At 47.5% G+C, this 24197-nt stretch carries 21 protein-coding genes; 13 read left to right on the top strand and 8 right to left on the bottom strand.

Annotation, left to right across the window (positions count from 1 at the left end):
• Positions 1 to 23: 23 nt before the first annotated feature.
• From OX890_RS04550 to OX890_RS04520, 7 genes are all read left to right on the top strand, one after another.
• Complete coding sequence (locus tag OX890_RS04550; RefSeq protein ID WP_268650151.1) at positions 24 to 626, top strand: response regulator transcription factor; 603 nt, start codon at positions 24 to 26, stop codon at positions 624 to 626.
• Positions 627 to 1040: 414 nt separating this feature from the next.
• Entirely contained in the window at positions 1041 to 1316 is a 276-nt protein-coding gene (locus OX890_RS04545) for a hypothetical protein (RefSeq protein ID WP_259541889.1), read from the top strand.
• Positions 1317 to 1331: 15 nt separating this feature from the next.
• Complete coding sequence (locus OX890_RS04540) at positions 1332 to 1883, top strand: dihydrofolate reductase family protein (RefSeq protein ID WP_268650150.1); 552 nt, start codon at positions 1332 to 1334, stop codon at positions 1881 to 1883.
• Between the two features lie 192 nt (positions 1884 to 2075).
• Positions 2076 to 2651 (top strand): type II secretion system protein, encoded by a 576-nt coding sequence (locus tag OX890_RS04535; protein ID WP_126491051.1) that lies wholly within the window; start codon positions 2076 to 2078, stop codon positions 2649 to 2651.
• Between the two features lie 144 nt (positions 2652 to 2795).
• Entirely contained in the window at positions 2796 to 3320 is a 525-nt protein-coding gene (gene hslV / locus OX890_RS04530; RefSeq protein ID WP_006083300.1) for an ATP-dependent protease subunit HslV, read from the top strand.
• A gap of 19 nt (positions 3321 to 3339) precedes the next feature.
• A complete protein-coding gene (gene hslU, locus OX890_RS04525) occupies positions 3340 to 4668 on the top strand; it encodes an ATP-dependent protease ATPase subunit HslU (RefSeq protein ID WP_006083301.1) in 1329 nt (442 codons plus the stop codon).
• A gap of 206 nt (positions 4669 to 4874) precedes the next feature.
• The gene (locus tag OX890_RS04520; RefSeq protein ID WP_006087085.1) at positions 4875 to 5261 is read left to right on the top strand and encodes a gamma-butyrobetaine hydroxylase-like domain-containing protein; all 387 of its coding nucleotides are present in this window, start codon (positions 4875 to 4877) and stop codon (positions 5259 to 5261) included.
• A 365-nt stretch (positions 5262 to 5626) separates the two neighbouring features.
• Here OX890_RS04520 and OX890_RS04515 read toward each other — a convergent pair whose 3' ends face one another.
• Complete coding sequence (locus OX890_RS04515) at positions 5627 to 6412, bottom strand: hypothetical protein (protein ID WP_126491050.1); 786 nt, start codon at positions 6410 to 6412, stop codon at positions 5627 to 5629.
• A gap of 555 nt (positions 6413 to 6967) precedes the next feature.
• Between OX890_RS04515 and OX890_RS04510 the strand changes: the two genes are divergently transcribed.
• The 3 genes from OX890_RS04510 to OX890_RS04500 all read left to right on the top strand — a co-directional run bounded on the left by OX890_RS04510 (position 6968) and on the right by OX890_RS04500 (position 12336).
• Positions 6968 to 8545 (top strand): cryptochrome/photolyase family protein, encoded by a 1578-nt coding sequence (locus tag OX890_RS04510; RefSeq protein ID WP_268650149.1) that lies wholly within the window; start codon positions 6968 to 6970, stop codon positions 8543 to 8545.
• Between the two features lie 133 nt (positions 8546 to 8678).
• Complete coding sequence (locus OX890_RS04505; RefSeq protein WP_259483818.1) at positions 8679 to 9386, top strand: SDR family oxidoreductase; 708 nt, start codon at positions 8679 to 8681, stop codon at positions 9384 to 9386.
• Between the two features lie 613 nt (positions 9387 to 9999).
• On the top strand, positions 10000 to 12336 hold the full coding sequence (locus OX890_RS04500; protein ID WP_063883303.1) for a M4 family metallopeptidase: 2337 nt from the start codon (positions 10000 to 10002) through the stop codon (positions 12334 to 12336).
• Between the two features lie 210 nt (positions 12337 to 12546).
• Here the strand turns inward: OX890_RS04500 and OX890_RS04495 are convergent, their stop codons facing one another.
• The 3 genes from OX890_RS04495 to OX890_RS04485 are packed head-to-tail and all read right to left on the bottom strand — an operon-like array spanning position 12547 to position 15328.
• On the bottom strand, positions 12547 to 13098 hold the full coding sequence (locus OX890_RS04495) for a response regulator transcription factor (protein WP_006087091.1): 552 nt from the start codon (positions 13096 to 13098) through the stop codon (positions 12547 to 12549).
• The gene (locus OX890_RS04490; protein WP_259586678.1) at positions 13095 to 14405 is read right to left on the bottom strand and encodes a sensor histidine kinase; all 1311 of its coding nucleotides are present in this window, start codon (positions 14403 to 14405) and stop codon (positions 13095 to 13097) included. Before OX890_RS04490 ends, OX890_RS04495 begins: the two co-directional genes overlap by 4 nt.
• A gap of 8 nt (positions 14406 to 14413) precedes the next feature.
• On the bottom strand, positions 14414 to 15328 hold the full coding sequence (locus OX890_RS04485) for a dTDP-4-dehydrorhamnose reductase family protein (RefSeq protein WP_126491045.1): 915 nt from the start codon (positions 15326 to 15328) through the stop codon (positions 14414 to 14416).
• A 178-nt stretch (positions 15329 to 15506) separates the two neighbouring features.
• Here OX890_RS04485 and OX890_RS04480 point away from each other — a divergent pair, with 178 nt between their 5' ends.
• Positions 15507 to 17357 carry an alkaline phosphatase D family protein gene (locus tag OX890_RS04480; protein WP_107946409.1) on the top strand — a complete coding sequence of 617 codons (1851 nt, stop codon included), beginning with the start codon at positions 15507 to 15509 and terminating at the stop codon, positions 17355 to 17357.
• A 4-nt stretch (positions 17358 to 17361) separates the two neighbouring features.
• On the opposite strand, the gene OX890_RS04475 is transcribed toward OX890_RS04480, so the two are convergent.
• The 4 genes from OX890_RS04475 to OX890_RS04460 form a co-directional block, all read right to left on the bottom strand.
• A complete protein-coding gene (locus OX890_RS04475; RefSeq protein WP_107946408.1) occupies positions 17362 to 17751 on the bottom strand; it encodes a hypothetical protein in 390 nt (129 codons plus the stop codon).
• Positions 17752 to 17898: 147 nt separating this feature from the next.
• Positions 17899 to 18816: a pseudouridine synthase gene (locus tag OX890_RS04470; RefSeq protein WP_107946407.1), complete on the bottom strand. Its 918-nt coding sequence runs from the start codon at positions 18814 to 18816 to the stop codon at positions 17899 to 17901.
• Between the two features lie 53 nt (positions 18817 to 18869).
• Positions 18870 to 19445 (bottom strand): LON peptidase substrate-binding domain-containing protein, encoded by a 576-nt coding sequence (locus tag OX890_RS04465; protein WP_006083313.1) that lies wholly within the window; start codon positions 19443 to 19445, stop codon positions 18870 to 18872.
• Positions 19446 to 19646: 201 nt separating this feature from the next.
• Positions 19647 to 20702 (bottom strand): alpha/beta hydrolase, encoded by a 1056-nt coding sequence (locus OX890_RS04460; protein ID WP_107946406.1) that lies wholly within the window; start codon positions 20700 to 20702, stop codon positions 19647 to 19649.
• Positions 20703 to 21053: 351 nt separating this feature from the next.
• Between OX890_RS04460 and OX890_RS04455 the strand changes: the two genes are divergently transcribed.
• Both OX890_RS04455 and OX890_RS04450 read left to right on the top strand, forming a co-directional pair.
• A complete protein-coding gene (locus tag OX890_RS04455; RefSeq protein ID WP_107946405.1) occupies positions 21054 to 23447 on the top strand; it encodes a TonB-dependent receptor plug domain-containing protein in 2394 nt (797 codons plus the stop codon).
• Between the two features lie 148 nt (positions 23448 to 23595).
• On the top strand, positions 23596 to 24057 hold the full coding sequence (locus OX890_RS04450; RefSeq protein WP_107946404.1) for a YhcH/YjgK/YiaL family protein: 462 nt from the start codon (positions 23596 to 23598) through the stop codon (positions 24055 to 24057).
• The last annotated feature ends 140 nt before the right edge of the window (positions 24058 to 24197 follow it).

Here is a 24197-nt window from a genome sequence, read left to right as displayed (position 1 = left end):
CTCCCGCCTCCATAAGGAAATCCATGTCTACAAAATTGCCGCTGTATTTAGTTGATGACGATGAAGCGATTTTGGATTCGCTGGGTTTTATGCTTGGGCAATTTGGCTACCAAGTGCAAACCTTCAACAGCGGCCGCGACTTCCTTGCGCAATGTGCATTATCACAGGCGGGCTGCGTGATTTTAGATAGTCGAATGCCAGAAATCACCGGCCAAGAAGTGCAGCAAAAACTGATCGAAACCCACAGCCCGCTAGGCGTGATATTTCTCACTGGCCACGGCGATTTACCTATGGCACTCAGCGCATTTCGTAAGGGAGCCTGCGACTTTTTTCAAAAACCCGTATCGGGTAAGGCATTAGTACAAGCGATAGAAAAAGCACAGCGTGAAAGCCAAGCGGCCTTCGAGCAGCAAAGTCTGCAGCATAAGTTTGACCAACTGACCGAGCGCGAACAGCAAGTGTTAGCCCATGTGATCCAAGGAATGACTAACAAGCAAATCTCGGAGGCGATGTTTTTATCCTTGCGCACGATTGAAGTGCACCGCGCAAAAATCATGAAGAAACTCGAAGTGAATAATATGGCAGAGTTAGTGCAGCACTTAGGGAATCTACATTCAGCCTTATAAGTCAGTGACCCATAGTCGCTAAACAACCGCGACGCCTTCTCGCCACGCATAAGGATTTAACCGTTAAACCCTTTTTACCCAGACCATTCAAGATACCGTAACTACACAGTTTTCATCCTACCTGCGACAAGCTGTCGCAGTTTGTGCATTTGGCTTTGTTAAATATCGTATCAGCCCGCACAATCACGCCATAGGTTCCTTCCTTTGTGCCCCGCAGGCGCTCAAGAAATCCACTGCTTTTTGAACCTCCACCCGAGGGTAACTATGCCCTCGGGGATTTTTTCTCCCATCCGCGAATGCCTTACTCCGAGATAACAACCAAAGTGGAAATTGAACGATCCAGTTCTAGCTCCGTCTGTAAAGCAGTTATATACTTTCCAACCGTCTCAAATAATAAGAATCATGGAAGAGCGAATGTTCAAACCTTTAATATTACTCAGTTTTAGCGCCTTAGCCTTGACCTGTATGAGTGGCTGCGTTGGGCCGCTTAATTCAAAATGTGATACAAATTCCCCCTACAGCAAACAAGAATGCAATGCAGCCGATGCCGCTGTTTATGTTGCAGCCGCCATATTGGAAGGCCCAGATAAAGGTCAAACGTGTAACGATATGTCGGGCAAAGCAAAACAAGACTGCTTCGCTCAGCAACAAGCCCTGAAAGAATCATTAGAAAAACACGCGCGAAAATAGCATTAAGGAAGATGAATGAAAGCCTCCGTTTTTATTGCCGCGACCCTCGACGGCTATATCGCCACTCCCGATGGGGATATCGATTTTTTAAACCAGCATCCCAGTACTAATCCCGATGAAGACTTTGGTTATCATGCCTTTATCGACACTGTCGATGCGATAGTGATGGGACGTAAAAGCTTTGAAAAAGTCCTCTCCTTCGATTGTGATTGGCCCTATGTAAATATTCCAGTGTTTGTATTAAGCGGCAGCGGTGTAACTGTGCCATCGGCGTTAACTGAGCACGTACAAGTGCTCAATGGCGATGCAGCAAGCATTAGCGAACAACTTAAAACCCGTGGCTTTAAGCATCTCTATATCGATGGTGGCCAAACGATCCAAGGCTTTTTAGCGGCGGGGCTAATTCAGGAGCTCACGCTCACTCGTATCCCCACTTTACTGGGTAAAGGTATTCCGCTCTTTGGCGACTTAGCTCAAGCGCTTCAATTAATGCCAATCCACACGCAGCAATATGACAATGGCTACGTACAAACCCGCTACCAAGTGATAGACGAAACCGCTTTATAAGTCGTTTACCTGCGGGCGATGACATTAATGACGAAGCTAACCCCTGCCATTTTGCGGCTTGCCCTCTTCTATTTGAGTTAATGTAACCAAAACGTTAAACAGAATGTTAAACAAATAAATACTATCAATGACTTACTGATTGCGAATCGAAGTTCCGTTAGAATATCCCCCTCTAACAGATAGGTGAGCAATATGAGTCGTTTGCAGTCATCGAAGGGTTTTACATTAATAGAACTGGTTGTGGTCATTATCATCCTTGGGATCTTGGCCGTCGTTGCGGCACCTAAGTTTTTAAACCTAGGCCAAGATGCCCACGATGCTAGAGCCAAAACCGCATTTGCGGCCTTTACCTCTGGCGTTAAGCTTTACCACAGCTGCTGGCTTGCAGGCGGTCACTCAGGTTATACCCAAGATCTCGCCTGCTATGGCGATGGTAAACTCGACTCGAGCACGACAGGATTTCCACTGGGAACAGAGACTGCAACCGCTGATGCCGGTGTTAAATTGCAGGGCGATTATTGCGGTCAGTTATGGCAAGGTCTTTTGGCTAATAATGAATTTATCATCGCCGATCAATACACTTGGCGCACAGTTCCCAATGTCGACATTGTTTACTGGTATGGTGCCGTCGACATTACCGATCCCAATGCTTACTGTATTTTCAACTATGTCTCGGACGATCGCAGCTTCGGCAGTGAAAACTGGGATTTTAAATACTATCCCTATAGTGGAAACACTGAAGTCAGTCGCTCAACCCTTCCCCAGTAAGCGCTTATTTTTGCAGCCAAAGGTGCGCGAAAGATCGCAAACTCCTTTGGCTTTTCTCGCTATAACTTGAATTATTGTCATCTATCCCCATATCTACTCCATCATCCACCGCAACTTTTGCTGCGGGCCAGAAGAGGATTCATTGTGACCACTATCGTATCAGTACGCCGTAATAATCAAGTTGTCATCGCCGGCGATGGCCAAGTCTCCCTAGGCAATACCGTAATGAAAGGTAACGCCAAAAAAGTGCGTCGCTTATATCACAACAAGGTACTGGCAGGTTTTGCAGGCGGCACCGCCGATGCTTTCACCCTATTCGAGCGTTTTGAAGCCAAACTCGAAATGCACCAAGGCCATTTATTGCGCTCGGCCGTTGAGCTCGCCAAAGATTGGCGTACCGACCGTATGCTGCGTAAACTCGAAGCCCTACTCGTCGTGGCCGATGCCGAAACCTCACTGATCATCACAGGTAATGGTGATGTCGTTCAGCCAGAACACGACTTAGTCGCCATTGGTTCAGGCGGCAACTATGCCCAAGCGGCAGCCCTTGCGCTATTGCAAAATACCGAGCTGTCGGCCTTAGAAATCGCTGAAAAATCCCTGACCATTGCCGCGGATATCTGCGTATTCACCAATCAATTCAAAACGATTGAAGAACTCAATTACTAAACAGCCCGTGAGGAATATGATGTCTGAAATGACCCCCCGTGAGATTGTCCACGAGCTGGATGCACACATTATTGGCCAACAAAAGGCCAAACGTTCTGTTGCTGTAGCCCTGCGTAACCGCTGGCGCCGGATGCAACTGGACGTGGATTTTCGTCAAGAAGTCACCCCAAAAAACATCCTGATGATTGGCCCTACTGGCGTAGGTAAAACTGAAATTGCTCGCCGTTTAGCCAAGCTAGCCAACGCGCCTTTTATCAAGGTCGAAGCCACTAAATACACAGAAGTGGGTTATGTCGGTAAAGAAGTCGAGCAAATCATTCGCGATTTGACCGATATCGCCATCAAGCTGACCCGTGAACAGCAAATGGGTAAGTGCCGCCAACGCGCCGAAGAAAATGCCGAAGAGCGCATTCTCGATGCGCTGTTGCCTAAACCGAAAAACGACTGGGAAAGCACAGAAACCGATTCCAGCTCAAACACCCGCCAAGTGTTCCGCAAGAAGCTGCGCGAAGGCCAATTAGACGATAAAGAAATCGATATCGATGTGGCACAACCACAGGTCGGCGTCGAAATTATGTCGCCTCCTGGCATGGAAGAAATGACCAATCAGCTGCAAAGCCTGTTTAAAAACATGGGCCAAGCACCGGCAAAACGTCGCAAGATGAAGATCAAAGAAGCCTTTAAGCTGTTGATCGAAGAAGAAGCCGCCAAACTGGTCAATCAAGAAGATTTAAAAGAGCAAGCCATTGAAATGGTTGAGCAACACGGCATAGTGTTCCTCGACGAAATCGACAAAATCTGTAAGCGTGGCGAAACCTCAGGCCCAGACGTTTCCCGTGAAGGCGTGCAACGTGACTTACTGCCGCTGATCGAAGGCTGCACAGTCACCACAAAACACGGCATGGTTAAAACCGACCACATTCTGTTTATCGCTTCGGGCGCATTCCAGATGTCGAAACCATCGGATTTAATTCCTGAGCTACAGGGTCGTTTGCCGATTCGTGTTGAGTTAGATGCGCTGTCAGCCAATGATTTTAAACGCATTCTGACCGAGCCACACGCCTCGCTTACCGAGCAATATATCGCGCTGATGAACACAGAAGGCGTGAAAGTTGAATTCAGCGAATCGGGTATCGACAGCATTGCAAAAGCCGCATGGCAAGTGAACGAGCGCACCGAAAACATCGGCGCCCGTCGTTTACACACTGTGATGGAAAAGCTGATGGAAGATATCTCCTACGAGGCATCGGAAAAATCGGGCTCCGCCTTTGTTATCGACGCCGACTATGTCAGCGCCCACTTAGATAACTTAGTCCAAGACGAAGATCTCAGCCGCTTTATCCTCTAGTGAAAACCCGTTCACCGCCAAGCCCAAACGACTTGGCGGTGAACGGCGACTCAAATGCAAAAATGTGACTCAACCGAAAAGTCGGCTCCAAACGCTAGGCGACCCTAGCTTACCCTTTGTATCCTTGGCCGCCAGCGGTTACATTAGTCAGGTGTTATTTTAATGAGTCGTTATCCTATCCTTAGCATTTTCTTGGTAGCCAACCTATGACCACAACAACGCCGAATGTCACCGACCTTAAACTGAAACGTAAATCACGCATTCTAGAAGTCAGTTTCGACAATGGTGAGCAATATCAGCTCAGCTGCGAGATGCTCAGAGTCTACTCGCCCTCAGCCGAAGTGCATGGTCACGGTAATCCAAAGCTGGTCACCCACAAGAAAAACGTCAACATCAGCGCCATTGAACCCGTCGGCAACTACGCAGTGAAAATCGTCTTCGATGACGGCCACGACACAGGCCTATTCTCGTGGAAAGTACTCTACGATCTCGCCACCCACCAAGTGGATCTATGGGAAAAATACCTCGCCCGCTTACGCGCAGAAAAAGCCTCACGCGAGCCACTGATCGCGATGAATATAAAGTACAACTAATACGTTAGGTAACGCGGGCACTTAATTGTAGGATTTAAACAATTGGTGGCGAGTAAAATTGAGTGGCATTACAGCTAACAGCAATTTTCAATTTATTAATCTAGCCATTAAGCACTGCTACTCCAGTGACTCGCCGTAAATATATCCCTATAGGCTCGACGGCGGCATCTGCTGCATATGGAAGTGCGAATGCCGCAATCACATGGATGTGAAAGAGCGGCCATTCCGCCAACGTCCATACCAATGCTTAATTCAGCTAATCTCTGCGTATCCATTAACTCTAAAGATAGATAATTTAACCATAACCAAAAAAGTTATAACTTTGGATTGATAGATAAATCAAAATAATACAAATAGTAAGAACATCAGCTCTCTATAATTTCAAATTCAACCTTATGTTTTCCCATTAATGCTTTAACCAATGAATTAATTGCCACTTGAAAATTAAGCCCACTGCCTTCCTTAGAAAAAACAAAGTCTATTTTAAACGTATTATGCTTGAGTGTTATTCTCTCAAATCTATAACGTGGAACTTCTCTATTCACCTTAAAACGCCTATCCCTTGTTCCATCAATCCGTTGATGTTGCCACCCATAACCTACAACCTCAGAGTCTTTTGGGTGACAACTGTAACTGAGCATATCTACTTTCGAAGTAGATATTTTAACATCTTGATAATTCACATAGCGATATTCATTTTTTTCAAAAATAACAATGCAGTTTGGAAGAAAATGAAAGACTATTGACTGACAATTAATAGAAGGGATGCTGATATCAGACTCAAACAAATAATTCTTGACCTTTATATCTCTGACTCTTTCAAAGTCTGACACTTTACCAAGATCATTTTTACGAAAAAGCTGTTTATCAGACAACATTAAGCATGATATTGAACTGACAAAATCATTATGCACCATAATAAAACTAGCATCTAAATCAAAGCTTAAAATTGTAACTTTCCGTCTTTTATCATAAAGGAATGTCACAATTAAAAAAGCAGTTAAAACAACCTCTATTACAGGCCAAAAACCATATACATCATAAAACAAAATGTGAGCACCATTTATAAAAAATATAATTATCCAAAACGGATATAACTCATATTTTTCATTTAACTCTTTCGTTAAATTATTTTTTATCAAGTCATTCATTACTGTTGAGTCACTGATGAGTTTGAAACCGAATATAAATAATCTAAGCTACCATATAGTAAAAAAACTAGATATGTATACATCTTTATTTTCCCATTACTAACGAATACCACAAAGACGAAGGAAATAAACCTTCCCCTGCAAAGTTGCTGAAGGGCGTTGAAGAAAATAGCGTGACGCAGACAGGACGTCTGCGTAGCTTTCGGGGGGAAGGGACGCCCCATCGGAAGCGTTAGCGATTTTCGAATAAGCACGAAACCAGTAACTAATGCATGTAACTCCGTTAGGGACGTCTTGGCTGATGTGAAAACAATAGGCAAGGAGGATAGGACGAGCAGTCCTCCTTGGTCGGGTGTGGGGTGAAGCCCCACGACTTTGACTTTGCTTTTAAAAGCCTTTTAAACGCAATTAAACGAAGTTTACAGATAAACCTCCTTGTCGAAATCACGACAAATACCCAGCCTTGTGATCCTCACTGCAACCCAATTCGTAATGTCCAACAATATCCCATCGCGAAATGTTTAACCGCGAAAGTCATTCACCAGAGTCCACTTAATGCAACCACAGCAGCAATTACAGCAATTCCATACCGTCAGGTTAATTTTAGGCGATCAACTCAATGCCCAGCATTCTTGGTTTAACCGAGTTGATGAGCAAGTGCTGTATGTGATTGCAGAACTGCACCAAGAAAACACTTATGTGACGCATCATGTGCAAAAAATATGTGCCTTCTTTGCGGCAATGGCGCAATTTGCCCAAGAGCTGCGGGCGCAAGGGCACCAAGTGCTCTATCTCACCCTTGATGACACCTTCAATAACACTCAGGGCTATAGCGATCTACTGGGGCTCATTCAACATCAAGTGACGCTGGTTGGCGCAATAAAGTTTGAATACCAAAGGCCAGATGAATACCGCCTGCTTGAGCAATTGAGTCAGCTTAAGCTCAACACCGCCGTGGTGAACTGTGTCGATACAGAGCATTTTATCTTGCCGTTTGACGAAATCGATGCGCAGTTCCCCGTCGGAAAACACATTATGATGGAGCACTTTTATCGCCGTATGCGTAAACGCTTCAACATCTTGATGCAAGACGGAAAGCCACTCGGTGGGCAATGGAACTTTGATGCCAGCAACCGTCAAAAGCTTAAAACTCAGGATATAAAAGTCTTGCCTGAGCCATTAATGTTTAGCCTCGATGTAACTGAAATTCTCGCTAGGCTTGAGCGTCACCAAATCCCGACCATGGGTCGCATTGATGCGTTATTGCTGTGGCCGATAAACCGTGCGCAAAGCCTCGAGCTATTAACGTATTTTTGTCAGGTTTGCTTGCCTTCCTTTGGCCGCTTTCAAGATGCCATGACAGCGCAACATCCCGCCAAGTGGAGCTTGTACCATAGTCGGCTATCATTCAGCCTTAACAGTAAATTAATCAGCCCGTTAGAAGTCATCAATGCGGCTATCGACAGTTATCAAACAAATGCTGAAATTGATATCGCCCAAGTCGAAGGATTTGTGCGACAGATATTAGGTTGGCGAGAATACGTTCGCGGCATTTACTGGGCCAATATGCCGCAGTACGCCAGCACTAACGCGCTCGATGCCCATGGGACGCTGCCCGATTATTTTTGGCATGGCGACACTAAGATGAACTGCATGCGACAAGCGTTATCCCAATCATTAGATTTTGCCTACGCCCATCATATTCAGCGTTTAATGGTGATCGGCAATTTCTGTTTATTAACCGAAATCGAGCCAAATCAAGTCGATGAGTGGTATTTAGGCGTATATGTTGACGCCATCGAATGGGTTGAAATGCCCAACACTCGCGGCATGGCCTTGTTTGCCGACGGCGGTATTGTCGGTACTAAACCCTACGCCGCTAGCGGTTCCTACATCAATAAAATGAGTGATTACTGCAGCGGCTGTCATTACAAGATAAAAGAGCGCAGCGGCGTACTCGCCTGCCCGTTCAATAGCTTTTATTGGCGCTTTATGGACAAACACCGCGCAAAATTGTCGCAAAACCCAAGGATCGGCATGTTGTACCAGACTTGGGACAAGATGGACGAGTCCGTAAGGCACGCCATATTAGCCACGGCCGAACACAATCTTGTTCATCTAAACCGTTTATAGCTGAACCATTAGCACTGAGTGTTAGTGCTTAGCATTTGTACTGATTGTTAGTACTTAGCATTAGTACTGGGCCTAAGCGTGACTCTTGGATATAGAGAGTTTGATATAGAGATTTGGATAGGGAGAGTTTGCTATGAAAGTACTTATCGTCGGCGGGAGTGGGGGTATTGGCCAAGCCATGGTTAAGCAAGTCCAAGAGGCATATCCCGAGGCAACTGTGCACGCCACCTATAGGCATCATCTTCCCCAAGACAGGCAGAATAATATCCAATGGCATGCGCTAGATGTGACCAATGAGGCCGAGATTAAACAGCTGAGTGAACAACTTATTGAATTAGATTGGCTTATTAACTGTGTCGGGATTTTACACACCCAAGATAAAGGACCAGAAAAAAGCTTACAATCACTGGATATCGACTTTTTCCAGCACAATTTAACGCTCAATACCCTGCCCAGCGTCATGCTGGCTAAGCACTTCTGCCATGCCTTAAAACAAAGTGACTCGGCAAGATTTGCCGTGATATCGGCAAAAGTCGGCAGCATTACCGATAACAGATTAGGTGGCTGGTACAGCTATCGAGCCTCAAAAGCTGCGCTGAATATGTTTCTCAAAACACTGTCGATTGAGTGGCAGCGGAACATGAAACACTGCGTGGTGTTATCCCTGCATCCGGGCACCACAGACACGCCATTGTCTCAACCCTTTCAACAGAGTGTGCCTAAAGGCAAACTGTTTACACCTGAGTATGTCGCCAACTGTTTGCTACCGATCATTGCCAATGCCACTCCGGCACAAACAGGGTGCTTTTTCGCCTACGATGGCACTGAGTTACCTTGGTGAAATAAGCTGAACAGTGAGCCAAGTCGCGCGACGCGGGCGGGCTCTTGCAACGTACATATTTCAAAGACCATCTTTCAAATGGCTCTTGCAAAGTGCATTTTTCAAAATGAATCCGGCAAAGCGATGGATCTTTGCCCTTAAAAAAGGGTTATGCCCAAAAGTACCGCTAATCCTTAAATCCACCCACTTAAAAATCACCCACCTAGAAATCACCCGCTTAACCTCGCCAACAGTTCCAGCCTAAACCAATGAAAATTCATCAATAAAGCACTTTTTACAACTCACAAAGCCCGCCATTTGACTAGGCTAAATCGCTATTACCCAAAAGTCCTAATTCAAATTTAAAAGCACCTAAATGAATGATGAAGATAGTTCCTTTGTACGATTGTTAACACTTTTACATTTAAATAACATCTAGAGTCATGCGGTTATTCACGCTTTGCACAGAATAAAAATCTGAGAATTTCCGCCTGAGCAACAGCTCATTCTATTCGGCCATGGCAGAGGGATGCCGACGACCCTGTAGAAATTACAATAAAAAAAACGCTCGCCCGAGCCAGTTAAGCAGTATGGCATTCCAACGTTAATGACAAACGGAAAAAGGATTTTAAGCATGATGCTAAACAAAAAACTGTCGCTACTCTTCATTGCTGTGTCGGCCACGTTAGGCACATCAGCATTTGCTGCTGATGTTGTCGATGTCGGCACACTCAGAAGCGCGTCTTCAAGCAATAACTTAGTGTCTCAGTTCAACTTAGACGCAGGTAGCCAACTCAAAGTCGAGAAAAAACTCGACCTAGGTCAAGGCAAGCAAAAGCAACGTTTACAACAATATTTCCATGACGTGCCTGTTTATGGTTTCTCTGTTGCAACGTCACAATCGAGCATGGGCTTCTACAGTGACATGTCTGGCCGCGTATTAAAAAATATTGAAAAGTCGGCTGATTTTGTCAAACCCACTTTAACGGCTAACAAAGCGTTAGACATTGCCATTCGTGGCAAGTCAGAGAAAGCTGTTGCCGGCCTAAAAGCTGAAAACAAACAAGCAAAATTATGGCTTTACCTTGATGATGCGGCTAAAACTCGCCTCGTTTATGTGACGTCTTTTGTGGTATATGGCGATGAGCCAAGCCGTCCATTCACTATGATTGACGCGCACTCAGGTGAAGTGCTCAAGCGTTGGGAAGGGATTAACCACGCCGCGAGCGGTACAGGTCCTGGCGGTAACATCAAGACTGGCCAATACGAATACGGTACGGATTTTTCTTACTTAGACGTTGAAGTGAGCGGTGATACCTGCACCATGAACTCACCTAACGTGAAAACCGTTAACTTAAACGGTGCCACATCAGGCGCAACAGCCTTCTCTTATACTTGCCCACGCAATACAGTTAAAGAGATCAACGGTGCTTACTCGCCATTAAACGATGCGCACTATTTTGGTAACGTGATCTACAACATGTATAGCGAGTGGTACAACACTGCGCCGTTAACTTTCCAATTAACCATGCGGGTTCACTACAGCAGCAACTATGAAAACGCCTTCTGGGACGGCAGTGCTATGACCTTCGGTGATGGCGCAACGACCTTCTATCCATTAGTGAGCTTAGATGTCTCGGCACACGAAGTGAGCCATGGTTTCACTGAGCAAAACTCAGGTCTGATTTACGATGCTCAATCTGGTGGCATGAACGAAGCCTTCTCAGATATGGCGGGTGAAGCTGCTGAATTTTACATGCACGGCACGAACGACTGGTTAGTCGGCGCAGATATCTTTAAAGGCAATGGCGCACTGCGTTACATGGCAGATCCAACCTTAGACGGTATCTCAATCGGCCATATCGACGATTACTATGATGGCATCGACGTACACCACAGTTCAGGTGTATTCAATAAAGCCTTCTACACACTCGCAAACTTACCGGGCTGGGATACACGCACTGCATTCCAAACATTTGTGGTCGCTAACCAATTATATTGGACAGCTGACAGCTTGTTCTGGCAAGGCGCTTGTGGCGTTAAATCTGCGGCGACTGACTTAGGCTTAAGTGCTGATGATGTGGTTACTGCGTTTGCCGCTGTGGGTATCACACCTTGTGAAACGCCACCACCACCGCCACCACCAGAAGCTACTGAACTCGCGAACGGTGTCGCTGTGACGGGTTTAGCGGGCGCATCTGGTAGCAAACAATACTACAAACTCGACGTAGCAAGCGGTGCAACCAACCTGAGCTTTAATATGTCAGGCGGCACGGGTGATGCGGACATGTATGTTAAATTCGGCCAAGCTCCTACCTCTAGTAGCTATGATTGCCGTCCATACAAAGCCGGTAATGCCGAAAGCTGCCCTATCGATCCAGCCCAAACGGGGACTTATTGGGTCATGGTCAGTGGCTATAGCAGCTACACAGGTGTGAGCCTAGTGGGTGCTTATGACGGTGGCGATGAGATACCAAACCAAGATCCAACAGCGGGCTTTACGGCAAGCTTTGCCAACGGTAACGGTAGCTTCACTAGCACCAGTACTGACAGCGATGGTGATGTCGTTGCATGGAGCTGGAGCTTCGGTGATGGCACAACTGCTTCAGGCGCAAGTGTAAATCATCAGTATGCTCAGTCAGGCAACTACACAGTGACACTGACAGTGACTGACAACGATGGCGCAACAGCAAGCACTTCTGAAGAATTTGCAGTTGAAGTGCCAGAAGTGGCGTTAGAAATGACAGTGAAAAACGCTAATAAATCTCGTCGCGGCAGCATTCGTGTTGCACTCGCATGGGAAGGCCATAACGCTGATGAGTACACTATCTTCCGTAACGGCGTTGCGGTAGGTACTTCAAGCAATTCATCGTTTATTGACCGTTTCACCGACCTAGCTGGCACTAGCTTCAGCTATAAAGTGTGTGAAACTAACGGCCCTTGCTCAAACGAAGAAACCGTTAACTTTTAATCGCATAAGATAATCGTATCGTGGCGCTAGCGTAAAATCCTAGCGCCGACTCATCGATAAACTTCTCGTTTCTTGTTAATGCCACTCAGTCTTTTTTGAGTGGCATTTTTTATGCGCAAATTCGGTGCACTAAGCCAGCCTCAATCCCGTCAGCATCCTTATTTCATGTGCTTGAGTCGGCGTCACTTGCCAACTTATGAAAATAAAGCGTTACTTCAAATGTCCACTTTCACCCACAGGTTTCTTGAGTAACTTACGTTGTAAGGTGCGACGATGCATCCCCAATTGGCGGGCGGTGGCGGACACATTACCTTGGTTGGCATTAAGTACTTGCTGAATGTGTTCCCACTCCAAACGCTTAGGATTAAGGGGCGAGTCATCGACTTCATCCTCTTGAAGGGTATGAGAATGCCCTGCCATTTCCAGCGCGGCGAGTAAGGTTTGAGTATCGACAGGTTTAGCTAAATAATTATCGGCGCCGAGGCGAATCGCTTCCACCGCAGTGGCGATACTGGCATAACCGGTGAGCAACACCATGGTCACCTTGGGCAGCAGGTTACGCAGTGGCACAATTAACCCTAAGCCATTAGCTTCGGCCAGCTTCATGTCCAACAAAATGTGGCTAGGGCGAAACTCCCGCGCCACCAGCAGCGCATCGCTGGCATCATGGGTTAGGCGGCACTCAAAGCCGTGGCGCGTGAGACGTCGGCCTAAAATACTCGCCAGAGAAAGGTCATCCTCGACGATTAACAAACGTTTCATGATCTGACTCCGCCAGCAGCCTGAGTGTTGGGCGATAACGATGCCGCTTTGTCCTTGAGAATCGTAAAGCGAATTTGTGCCACAGTACCGCCTTGGGGATGATTGGCCAGGATCAATTCTGCGCCCAAACGCTCTAGACTGGCGTGACTGAGTAGCAGCGCAACACCTAAGCCCTTGGGACTCTCAATTAATAAGGTGCCCAATTGCGGCAATAAAGAGGGCGCGATACCAGGGCCATAATCGCGGATCTGCAAGTAGATCTGAGCCTCACTTGGCGCGATATCTAAGCTGATATCCACCTGCGGGGCACCTAAGGTTTCGACACTGGCGCGGGCGGCATTCTCAATCAAAGCCATGATGGCAGGTGTGAGACTCATATCGGTCAGAATGCTTTGCTCTGCCAGTTGCTCAGGCGCACAGGTAAACAGCCAGTTCAGTTCGGTCTGCGGCATGAGCAGTAAGGTTTTTTGCTTTAAACCGTCCACCAGCTCAGCGATCTTTTGTGGCCGCTGGCGGCGATCGCGGATCGACTCAGTCGCCAATCGCAGCTCGGTGAGCGTATGTTCACATCGGCCTAACGCAGTCTCCATCTCGACAACCGTTATCGAAGTGCCGCTCATATCTTCTTTGACTTCATCGAGTAACAACCTCAGGCTTGAGAGTGGGGTGGCCAGTTGATGCGCCATCTGCGCCGATGCCGTACCTAGGGCCAAGAGTTGTTCCTGACGTAATTGCCCCTCGCGCATATAGGCTAGCTGCGCATCTTGGCGGCGCATACGTTTAGTGATTAACGCCACGCTGGTTGTCATCACCAAAGCTGAAATCACAAAGTTAAACCACATGCCTAAATAGTGGGAACTCATATCCATACCGTGGTGCTGCATGGGGGATTCGGGCACAGTAAAAATCATCAAGCTGTAGGCTAAGGTTGAAATAGCCGTCAGTGCCCAAGGCGCCCAGATTGGCAAAGTCACAGCCGCAAGTGCAATCGGCAGCAGTAATAACGAGATAAACGCATTGGTCGCGCCGCCGGAAAAGTGCAGCCAAGAAATCCAAAATAGTGTGTCTAAGCTAAGCGCGATAAAAAGACCACGCTCCTTGGCAAACAAAGGCTTACGCAGTGCCAATGTGAGTGACAGGTATAACACCTCCAGCACTAACACATGCACTAACGGCTCCATTTGCAGGCTAAGACCAAAAGTATCGGCGGCAAACATGGTTAAGCCAATTTGCAGCAGCAATCCTAAGGTTCGCAGTAATGCGACTTGGTCGGCGGCCTGTAGACTGGTCCCTAAGATCTTAGCCATAGCCATTCCTACAGTGTGAGTCCGAGTGCGGCCAGTGCACCACTCGATTGCGTTAATGCTTGGCGAGCGCCAGTGGCGAAATCAATGTCAGTGCGAATACCGAGCGCAGCTAAACGCGCACAACTCAAGCTACAGTCCCTTGGCCGTTTGGCATTATCCGTCGGTGTCGACTCAGGCGTTAAGTGCGCCGTACTGAGTTGGAGAATATCCCCAAGGGTCAGCAGCATCTGATACTTAGTCATGGTCTCTGCGGCGCTAAAGTGATAAATCCCCTGCACGATAGGCGCTTCAATATGTTGTGCAATCATCTTATCTATGGCTTTGGCAATATCGGCGGTCGAGGTTGGACTACGGACCGCCCAATGATCGACACCCTGAGCCCGACTTTCAATCAATTGGTTAACCAACACTAACACTGCCGACTCACTCAGCTTCTCTACTTGGCCGTAAAGGATTGGCAAGCGTAGCACGGCAAAATCAGCGCTCGTGTTGAGCACGATTTCTTCGCCCTTTAGCTTAGATTCACCATAAAAATTAACCGGATGAGTGGCGGCATCTTCGGCGTATTTAGGCTGAGTACCATCGAACACATAGTCGGTGGAGATATAGATAAGCCAAGCGTTATTGGCCTTGGCTGCCATAGCGAGGGCTTGGCTAGCAGTTAAGTTAAGTGCCAATGCCGCCTGCGGATTTTGCTCCGACACATCGGGGCGACGCTCGGCGGCGCAGTGCACTATGACTTGCGGTTGCTCGCTGGCGATAAATGCCTCGACAGCCAAAGGGGCAGTCAGATCGAGTTTATGCACTCGCTCACTTGCGCGGCTAAAACCTGTGGCCACAACCTCATGTCCCGTTAATTCAAGCTGTTTTACAACAGCTCGGCCGAGTAGCCCAGTCGCGCCAGTTACCATGATCTTAGCCATATTGCCCCATTCAGTTTCAACTCATGTGTATGGCTGACAATTCTAAAAGCTTTTCATATTCAACGCACTTGTTTACTCTTTTAAACCAAACTTACTTAGGGTTAACTCACTTGAGATTAACCTAAGCACCAATAGGCTGAATTTGAGTCCGACACTTCCTCTGATATTGGCAGGCCCTATGCTGCGCCACTGCGATGCCACCAATTTTACCTTGTGGTTTGTGAGTCGTAAGCCATTAACTGAGCTTACGTTGCGTCTAGGGGAACATGAGTTTCCGTTGCAGGATGCCGATGTGCACTATGTGCCGCTCGGGCAGCACGCCCATCAATATCTAATCATACTGTCGCGACCAGAGTTACTCACGCCTAATCGAGTCATGAGCTACCAAGTGTCCGCCGCCCAACATGGGGATATTTTTGCCGCTATCAGTCAGCTGAACTATGGCGATGCCTCATCGCCAAGTGTGCGTTTTACCCCAGAATTAACCCAAGTATTCCATGGTTCTTGCCGCAATCCGCATCACCACAGTGACGATGCGCTCGTCGCCGCCGATACCCATTTAGCCAAGAGAATCGACACGGGTGTAGCGGACGATCGCCCCGCACTTATCGTGATGAGTGGCGATCAAGTGTATATCGATGATGTTGCGGGACCTATGTTAAACGCCATAGGACAAGTCATTGACTTGCTTGGCCTTCAGCATGAGCAATTTGAAGGGGCGAACATAGCCAGTAGTGAAGCACTGCATTATCAGCCCGCCGATTTATATCAGCGCCATAAAAATCTGCTGCCGCACACTCAATATCCAGCAAAAACCGCGCTATGGCGTTGGTATCGCAATCATCCGATTTTCACTTCCTCCATCGCCGAGAATCATCTCGTCAGTCTGAATGAAATCATCGCCTTGTATTTACTCACTTGGTCGCCCGAGCTGTGGGAATTGGTCAATATACCCAAGGATGTCGATGGCTTAACACCCGCCAATAGCGCCCGCTGGCAAAATGAGTGGCAACACTTGCTCGGCTTTAAAGCTGGGCTGACGCAGGTGAGGCGCTTTATGGCGCACATTCCCGTTTATATGATGTTTGATGATCACGATGTTACCGACGACTGGAACCTGACCGCTAAATGGGAACTCGCAGCCTACGAGCATGCATTTTCAAAACGCATTATTGGTAATGCACTAATTGGCTATACCTTGTTCCAAGGACTTGGCAATGCACCCGATAAATTTGTTGATGAAATCCGCCCGCTGCTCGATGCTTTTTTTGCACAGCCACAGAGTGAAAGTCAGGATCTGCTCATCGACGAATTACTTAAATTTGAGCAATGGCATTACACCTTAGCGACCTCGCCCAAACTTGTGGTGCTCGATACCCGCACCCGCCGCTGGCGCAGTGAATCCAATCTCGCAAAACCTTCCGGCTTAATGGATTGGGAGGCGTTAATGGATTTGCAGCAAGAATTGCTCGGCCAGTCGAAGGTCATTATCGTCTCGCCTGCCCCTATGTTTGGGGTCAAACTGATTGAGGCTGTGCAGCGTACAGCCACGCTGATGGGCGCTTCTTTGTTGGTGGACGCCGAAAACTGGATGGCCCACCCCGGTGCCGCCAATGCACTACTGAGTATTTTTATGCACCGTAAAACCCCTGAGGAATTTGTGATCCTCTCCGGCGATGTGCATTACTCCTTTAGTTACGACATTAGTATTCGCTTTAGGCGCAGCAGTCCTAACATCTACCAAATCACCTGCAGCGGCATTAAAAATCACTTCCCCGAGAAGTTGTTACCGATTTTCGATAAACTCAACGGTTGGTTTTACGGCCACTTTTCGCCACTGAATTTACTGACAAAACGAAAACGTATGTCGCTGCGCGGTAGACGACCGAATGGTGCACCAAGCAAACGTTTAGTGAATAAAAGCGGTATTGGGATTTTGGAACTTGCGGATGATGGTGCGCCAACAAAAATTGCTGTTTTACATGGTGATATGAGCGAAACCTTGTTCGAACCTCCCAAACAGGAATAACAAATTAAACGGGTTTATTATGTTTAACCGTCTCAGGCTGAGTGGCGCCCGAACCCGAATCCAGCGGTGGAATATTTTTAGATAATACCTCATCGGTTTCGACTTTCTTCGGCTGTACTTGATTGAAAATCAACGCCTCTGACTGCGGCTTACCTGCTGATATCTCATGTACCATTTGATCCCAAATCACCTTCGAGTCTTGGTCCACATCATCAGCCTCAACGGCCGATGCAGCAGACGAGCTCGGTTTCTTCGGTTCAATCACCGCAGCCCCCTTACGGATTTCAGCGGCAATATCCTTCAAATAAGGTTGTTTCGTCCAGTCGCCAACAAACATGGCTGCCACTAATACCGCAGCGCAAAGTAAGATAGAGATCATCGCAGATTTGGTCATAATGGACTTCCTTCAAACAATCGTAATATGGCTCCCTATGGCAGAGACTCAGATACTGCAGCTTGTATTCATACCATCACAGGGCCAAGCGCACAATTGCACCCGATCATTTCCTTCAAGCAGACTGGAAATAATGCTTTCCGCTGACTAAAACGCAAAACCCTCACATTGCACGTCGTGATGGATCCCGCTCACAGGATCGATAAAACGTAAACGCTGTGCCATCAATTTTAGGGGGGCCTCAAATTTATCCGCTCCTTTGGGTAATAAGCTTGGATAAAATCTGTCGTTTAACAGTGGCATACCTAAGCTTTGCATATGCACCCGCAACTGGTGAGTTTTGCCGGTAATTGGGCTCAGGTGGAACAAACCAAGATCGTCTTTTATGGCCACTAGGCTGATTTCGGAATGGGTATTCGCCTCACCTTCAACGATTTTCATGGTAAAACTCGGATCGCTCGGCTGCATGCGGTTTTTTACCGTCCAATGCAGGGGCAAAGTTAAGTTTCCCTGTTGATATTGTTCAATAATATCAGGTGTCAGCTTGGCAATCGCTTGATAGTCTTTACGAATAGCATCGTCGATAAATAATTGATGATAAAGGGCGCGGGTTTCGGGCGCGACTGTCATCAAGATCACCCCTGCGGTTTCACGGTCAAGCCTATGAGCAGGCGCGATAGTGTCTATGCCGGTGCGTAATCTCAGTCTATGTACCAGACATTCGTTCACATAATTACCGCTTGGGGTCACAGGTAAAAAGTGTGGCTTATAGGCCAAAATGACATTGTCATCTTGGAATAGGATCTGTTCTTCAAAGGGGATTTTCGCTTCGACCGGCACTTCACGGTAGTAATACACCCGTGCCGCAGGACGATATTCGGTGTCCATGGCGATCAAACTGCCATCGCGCCAATGCACTTTTCCATCGAGGATCCGCTGACGCCACACATCTTCACCTATGCGGGCAAAATGCTGCGCGAGAAAGGCAAACACTGTGGGTATATCTGTGACATTCACAGGGAGCACTATGTAAGAAGGTTGGGCGGCGCGGGCAGATGCTGTCATATCACAAAAAAAGCGGCTATAGAAAGCCGCTATTCTAGCCTTTTTGTGGTTTTTCAGTCCACATGGGACTTGATAAGTTGCAGCACGAAGTCCAAGGTTTTGTGGCAATCTGGCTGATTCACTAACACGAGTTTGTCTTTATTATACATGGGCAAAACCTCGAGCCAGCGCTGGCTTACCCATGCAGCATCTTCTAAATGCACTTGGGAATAGAGCTCAAACAGATCGGGATTCACCTCATAAAATTGCTCTAATGCAGCGCTTATCAGCTCAAATTCACCTTTAATCGGCTCTTCTTGCCAGTTACGGCAGGGTAAAGTGCGCGCCATCCACAGCTTATCTTTGGCCTGCGCCGCCGAGAGGATGCTGACGCGCTGGCGCCCTTCGAGCACTATGCTGAGTGAATCGTCTTCTAGCTGATTAAAATCGATAATGTCGCACTGGGTAGCGGTGGGATAACAGGGCGGGCTGCCGCGGGGTCTGATAGTGGCAAAGGCGAGCGCATATTTTCCTTTAAAGACATCGGCCACCATGCGCAGATGACCGGGGTCGACCACACGAACCTCTACCCGTCCCTGTGGCAACAACAAGGCATCGCGCATGAGTAACGCCATTTCTCGTGTTTGCATAGCAACCTCCAGCCCCTCAAAAAGAAGGAAACGAATATCAATGCATTCGTATTCCCTATTACCTTAGAGTGTAGCAGGTGGAATAATTTCCTTCCTGAAGCCGTTGAGTGCAAAAAATAAATTGGCGACCCAACTAGGCTAAATCAGGGCATTTCAAACCAGCCATTTTAAAGCCCGTTTTCTGGACCACCTCACTTAAAACTAAAAGCGCTCTAGTCGCTCCAGCACATTTCCCTTAGCAACAACCTCGGCAAACTCCTCCGCCAGACGTTCACTCAAGGCCACCGATGTTCGCCAGTATTGCATCCGCTGCGCCGTATCCAGTTGTTTAAAATCTTCGCGGTCGGGGATTTTGCCAAAGGGCAATGAAGCCACAAATTCGGCCGTTGGCGCCAACACGAGTGCATTGTGATAATTGGCTCGACCTTGGCGCCACTTCAAGGATTTATCGAACCATCCTGGGCTGATTGTCGGATAGAAATGCGGATACAGCGTCAAGCCAGTTGCGTGGGATAAAGGTAAGTCGAAGTGATAGTCGGTAATGCCGCCATCGTAATATTGCCCATCGGCAACGCCCTCAATTTGCGGCACTGGGGCTAGCAACAACGGAATCGACCCCGTTGCTAACATCACAGCATCGACATTGGCCTCGGTTAATTCGGCCTGCCGACTGGGTAAATCATTGAGTTGCAAAAAGGGGGATGCTACAGCTTGTTGACTAAAGACCACACGTTCAAAATGCCAGCCTAAACTTCGGCGGCTCAATAAGTTAGTCGCCGCCGTCATCGCCAATCCGGCAGCGAGAGGTAACTTAGCCGTTAAACGATTTAAATGTTTGCCGCGGCACACTACTAAATGACTGTGGATATGAGCGTTATTGACGATCTCACTACCACCACTGGCGCCTAAAATCCCCTGCACTACGCCTTTAACTTGCGCACTGACTTCCTGCGGGGTTGGCATGCTGTCGTAACGCTGACCAATATAAAAATCCTCTAAGCGACCATAGGCTGCGAGGGGATCTTGCTGCGCCAAACACGCTAAACGCCACGCCCCAGAAGACGCGCCGAGTGTATAAAGCGGTGTTTGTCTGGCTTTGAAAAACTCAGAAAACAGATACTTATCTAACCCAGCGATACCAAGCCATTTGGGTCCACCAGAGGCGGCAAGTAGCTGGGTAAAATGTTCAGATTTAAGACCTTGTTCTGCCAAGGTATTAAATGCCGTTGCTCCCGCGAGAAATCGTAACGCTGACAAATCTGTGTTCCTTCAAATCAATGCCATTAAAGCGAAATAACGCATTAAACCACGATGGCGCACGTCAATAAACAATTCATATCATTGACTTAACTCGCTCGCCATAAATATATAGCGAGCGAGTTAAGTCTTCAAAACACCCAAAGCACATCTGCCGATAACAAGGTTTCATCCATATATTCAACTGCATTTTAAACATTAACTAGAACACTCGGCTCTGAGTTAGCACATTTATGTCTAGATGTAACAATTGTTACAGTGATAACCTTCTCCACATTGAATTGTTACGTTATCTTTAATCTGCACTCTTAAGTTCGAGTATCGGGTTACAAACATCATTGAGAGGTTTTTATGCGTCTAGGGATTATCGCATTGGCAGTGTCATCCACACTGGCCATTCCAGCTGTTCAAGCCGAAGAACTACAGCCTGGCTTCGAGAAAATCGAGATCATAGGTTCACGCATAGCACTGCGCACGGCAACTGACAGTGTTGCCCCTGTAGACATTATCACTGCCGAGCAGCTCGAATCGACCGGCATGACTGAAACCGCTAAAGCACTGCAATTTGCCGCTCCAAGCTACAGCTTCCCATTCTCCTCAGTGACTGACGGTTCAGATGCGGTGCGCCCCGCGAGTTTGCGCGGCCTGTCACCCGACCACACCTTAGTACTCGTTAACGGCAAACGTCGTCACGGCTCAGCGCTAGTGCATTTAAGTGGCACTGTGGGTAAAGGTTCATCTAACGTCGACTTAAACGCTATCCCTATGACAGCTATTAAGCGTATCGAAATTCTGCGTGATGGTGCCTCGGCACAATACGGATCGGATGCAATTGCCGGCGTCATCAACGTGGTACTAAAGGACAGCGATCAAGGTGGTAGCCTCTCGGCTCAAGCAGGACAAACCTACATAGGTGATGGTGAGCAATGGCGTGTGGGTGTAAACCACGGCATCAGCTTAAGTGACGATGGCTTTGTGAATGTCTCACTAGAAGCCCATCATAAAGACAGCACTAACCGCGCCGGATTAGATGAGCGTAAACAATATAATGATTTACCCGATGGATCAGCCGATCCCCGCGAAGCCACATTCAACCGTAAGAGCCACCAGGTCGGCGATGCCGAATATGACAACTTAGGTCTATTTATCAACGCTGCCCAGCCCATCACAAAAGATGGCAAACTCTATGCGTTTGGTGGCATCAGCCAACGTGAGACTAAGTCAGGCGCCTTTTACCGCCGCGCACTCGACGCCCGTAACTTAACTGAAATCTATCCAGACGGTTTCTTACCACAAATCAATCCTAAAATTATCGATGCTTCCTTAGTGCTGGGGTATGAATTCAGCCTAGGCGAGTGGAATATCGATACTTCGGCTGGCCATGGCGAAAACTCGTTTAACTACAATATTGTTAATACCTTAAACGCCTCTTTAGGCCCAGATAGCCCAACCGAGTTTGACGCGGGCACACTCACGACCCGTGAAACCAATCTTAATATTGATGCTTCGCGCTACTTTGCCTTTGCCAATGACTCTGAAATCCTGTTTGCGACGGGTGTGTCGTGGCGCCAAAACGGCTATCAAATTGAAGCCGGCGAAACGGGTTCATACATCAATGGCGGTTACGACAACCGCGCTGCAGGCAGCCAAGGTTTCACTGGTTTTACCCCTGAGTCGCAAGTGGATGAAACCCGTGACAATACTGGCGTTTATATGGAACTCGAAAACCAGTTAACCAATGAGTTTTACTGGGCGGCGGCGCTGCGTTATGAAAACTATTCTGACTTTGGTGGCAACACCAGTTGGAAGTTAGCGGGCCGTTACGACTTCACCGAAAACTTAGCCCTGCGCGGTACGATCAACACAGGCTTTAGAGCGCCGAGCGTACAACAACTGTACTTCAGCAATATCTCGACGCTGTTTAATCCCGACCCTGTAACTGGTCAGCTGGTGCCTATTGAGTCAGGCACTTTTAACACCCTATCGCCAGTGACCAAAGCACTGGGTATTAATGAGTTAGATCCCGAATTATCCCAATCATTTAGCTTAGGCTTGGTGTACACCAATGACACAGGCTTAGCACTGACATTAGATGCATATCAAATCTCCATCGATGATCGCATTATTCTGTCGAGCTCAGTGACGCCAGATGATTCGCCCGCCGTAGCGGCAGCGCTGGCGGGCACCAATGCAGAATCGGCGCGCTTCTTTATCAACGCCGTCGATACCCGTACCCGTGGCGTTGACCTTGTAGTGAGCCAAGATTTTGATATCGGCTCATGGGGTGATTTACGGGCTAACTTAGCCTATGCCTACAATAAGACTGAAATCCAAGATATTAATTTCCCAGAGATTTTAGACGGACTCGGCCCTAAACTATTCGATAGCATTGAACAAACTCGCATGACCTCGGCGACACCGCATAACACAGGTAACTTGGGCTTGACCCATGAGCTAGGCGACTTTAAGACCAATATTCGCCTCAGCTATTTTGGTGATTACACTGTCGGCTATTCAACGGGCGATGTGAATTACAGCGATCAATGGGTGATGGATCTGTCGGTGAGATACGCGGCAACCGATGCGCTAAGTTTCACCGCTGGGGTACAAAACCTGTTTGATGTGTATCCAGAAAAACGCCCTGATGACAATAACTTCGGAGGCATCTTCGTCTACCCATTAACCAACACCCCGTTTGGTTTTAATGGTGGCTACTACTTCTTAGAAGCTAAATACACTTACTAAGCGAGTCTTAGCGGACAAAGTGACACTTGATATAAAAACAGGCCATGCAATGGCCTGTTTTTTATGTCTAAAGCTTATGTCCTAACGGCGACTATCTGATTATAATCTTTACAATTCACTCATTCACATCCGCCATGTCGAGTAACCGATGATCGTCGATACCTTAGCAAACCGCCATATTTATCAATCCCTAAGCCCTCGGCTTGCCACAGCACTAGAACATCTTGCCACCACAGACTTTAGTCAGCTGCCCGTGGGCAATTATCCCCTCGATGGCGACAACATTTTTGTGATAGTCAACGACTACCACACTAAGCATAAATCGACAGAACCCTTTGAAGTACATCAAAAATATATCGATGTGCAATATGTGTTCAGCGGTGAAGAAGAATTTGGTTACTTGCCACTAGCGGGCCAAACACCCTCAAAACCCTATTTTGACAAACACGATTACGCCGAGTTTGATTACGAGGTAAACAAAGCCAATGCCTCTTTTGTGCAACTCAAAGCGGGTATGTTTGCGCTATTTTTCCCCGGTGACATGCATATGCCTGGCACGGGCGATATCGCCACTGCAGTGCGTAAAGTCGTGATAAAAGTAAAGATCTAACCCTTAAGCAATCTTTGTCGAACCTCAGCTCGGGATTTTTAGCGTTATAGCGTCTTAAGCGCGCAGTGATATGCGCTTTGGCTATTTCCGATCCGAGCCAAATATTGCTAAAATTGCCACAAATTTAAAGGAGAGTCCCT

It is taken from the genome of Shewanella sp. DAU305, assembly GCF_026802235.1.
GTDB lineage: Bacteria > Pseudomonadota > Gammaproteobacteria > Enterobacterales > Shewanellaceae > Shewanella > Shewanella baltica.
The sequence above is the reverse complement of the archived record's forward strand: the minus strand, read 5'-3'. Positions and strand labels throughout refer to the sequence as shown.

What these genes read in the sequence shown, in the direction of transcription:
- OX890_RS04540 (WP_268650150.1), top strand. Translation starts at nt 1,332, where the DNA reads ATGAAAGCCTCCGTTTTTATTGCCGCGACCCTCGACGGCTATATCGCC.
- OX890_RS04450 (WP_107946404.1), top strand. Translation starts at nt 23,596, where the DNA reads ATGATCGTCGATACCTTAGCAAACCGCCATATTTATCAATCCCTAAGC.
- OX890_RS04505 (WP_259483818.1), top strand. Translation starts at nt 8,679, where the DNA reads ATGAAAGTACTTATCGTCGGCGGGAGTGGGGGTATTGGCCAAGCCATG.
- OX890_RS04545 (WP_259541889.1), top strand. Translation starts at nt 1,041, where the DNA reads ATGTTCAAACCTTTAATATTACTCAGTTTTAGCGCCTTAGCCTTGACC.
- OX890_RS04535 (WP_126491051.1), top strand. Translation starts at nt 2,076, where the DNA reads ATGAGTCGTTTGCAGTCATCGAAGGGTTTTACATTAATAGAACTGGTT.
- OX890_RS04470 (WP_107946407.1), bottom strand. Translation starts at nt 18,816, where the DNA reads ATGACAGCATCTGCCCGCGCCGCCCAACCTTCTTACATAGTGCTCCCT.
- OX890_RS04485 (WP_126491045.1), bottom strand. Translation starts at nt 15,328, where the DNA reads ATGGCTAAGATCATGGTAACTGGCGCGACTGGGCTACTCGGCCGAGCT.
- OX890_RS04550 (WP_268650151.1), top strand. Translation starts at nt 24, where the DNA reads ATGTCTACAAAATTGCCGCTGTATTTAGTTGATGACGATGAAGCGATT.
- hslU (WP_006083301.1), top strand. Translation starts at nt 3,340, where the DNA reads ATGTCTGAAATGACCCCCCGTGAGATTGTCCACGAGCTGGATGCACAC.
- OX890_RS04500 (WP_063883303.1), top strand. Translation starts at nt 10,000, where the DNA reads ATGATGCTAAACAAAAAACTGTCGCTACTCTTCATTGCTGTGTCGGCC.
- OX890_RS04515 (WP_126491050.1), bottom strand. Translation starts at nt 6,412, where the DNA reads ATGAATGACTTGATAAAAAATAATTTAACGAAAGAGTTAAATGAAAAA.
- OX890_RS04495 (WP_006087091.1), bottom strand. Translation starts at nt 13,098, where the DNA reads ATGAAACGTTTGTTAATCGTCGAGGATGACCTTTCTCTGGCGAGTATT.
- OX890_RS04455 (WP_107946405.1), top strand. Translation starts at nt 21,054, where the DNA reads ATGCGTCTAGGGATTATCGCATTGGCAGTGTCATCCACACTGGCCATT.
- OX890_RS04465 (WP_006083313.1), bottom strand. Translation starts at nt 19,445, where the DNA reads ATGCAAACACGAGAAATGGCGTTACTCATGCGCGATGCCTTGTTGTTG.
- OX890_RS04475 (WP_107946408.1), bottom strand. Translation starts at nt 17,751, where the DNA reads ATGACCAAATCTGCGATGATCTCTATCTTACTTTGCGCTGCGGTATTA.
- OX890_RS04480 (WP_107946409.1), top strand. Translation starts at nt 15,507, where the DNA reads ATGCTGCGCCACTGCGATGCCACCAATTTTACCTTGTGGTTTGTGAGT.
- OX890_RS04520 (WP_006087085.1), top strand. Translation starts at nt 4,875, where the DNA reads ATGACCACAACAACGCCGAATGTCACCGACCTTAAACTGAAACGTAAA.
- OX890_RS04490 (WP_259586678.1), bottom strand. Translation starts at nt 14,405, where the DNA reads ATGGCTAAGATCTTAGGGACCAGTCTACAGGCCGCCGACCAAGTCGCA.
- OX890_RS04510 (WP_268650149.1), top strand. Translation starts at nt 6,968, where the DNA reads ATGCAACCACAGCAGCAATTACAGCAATTCCATACCGTCAGGTTAATT.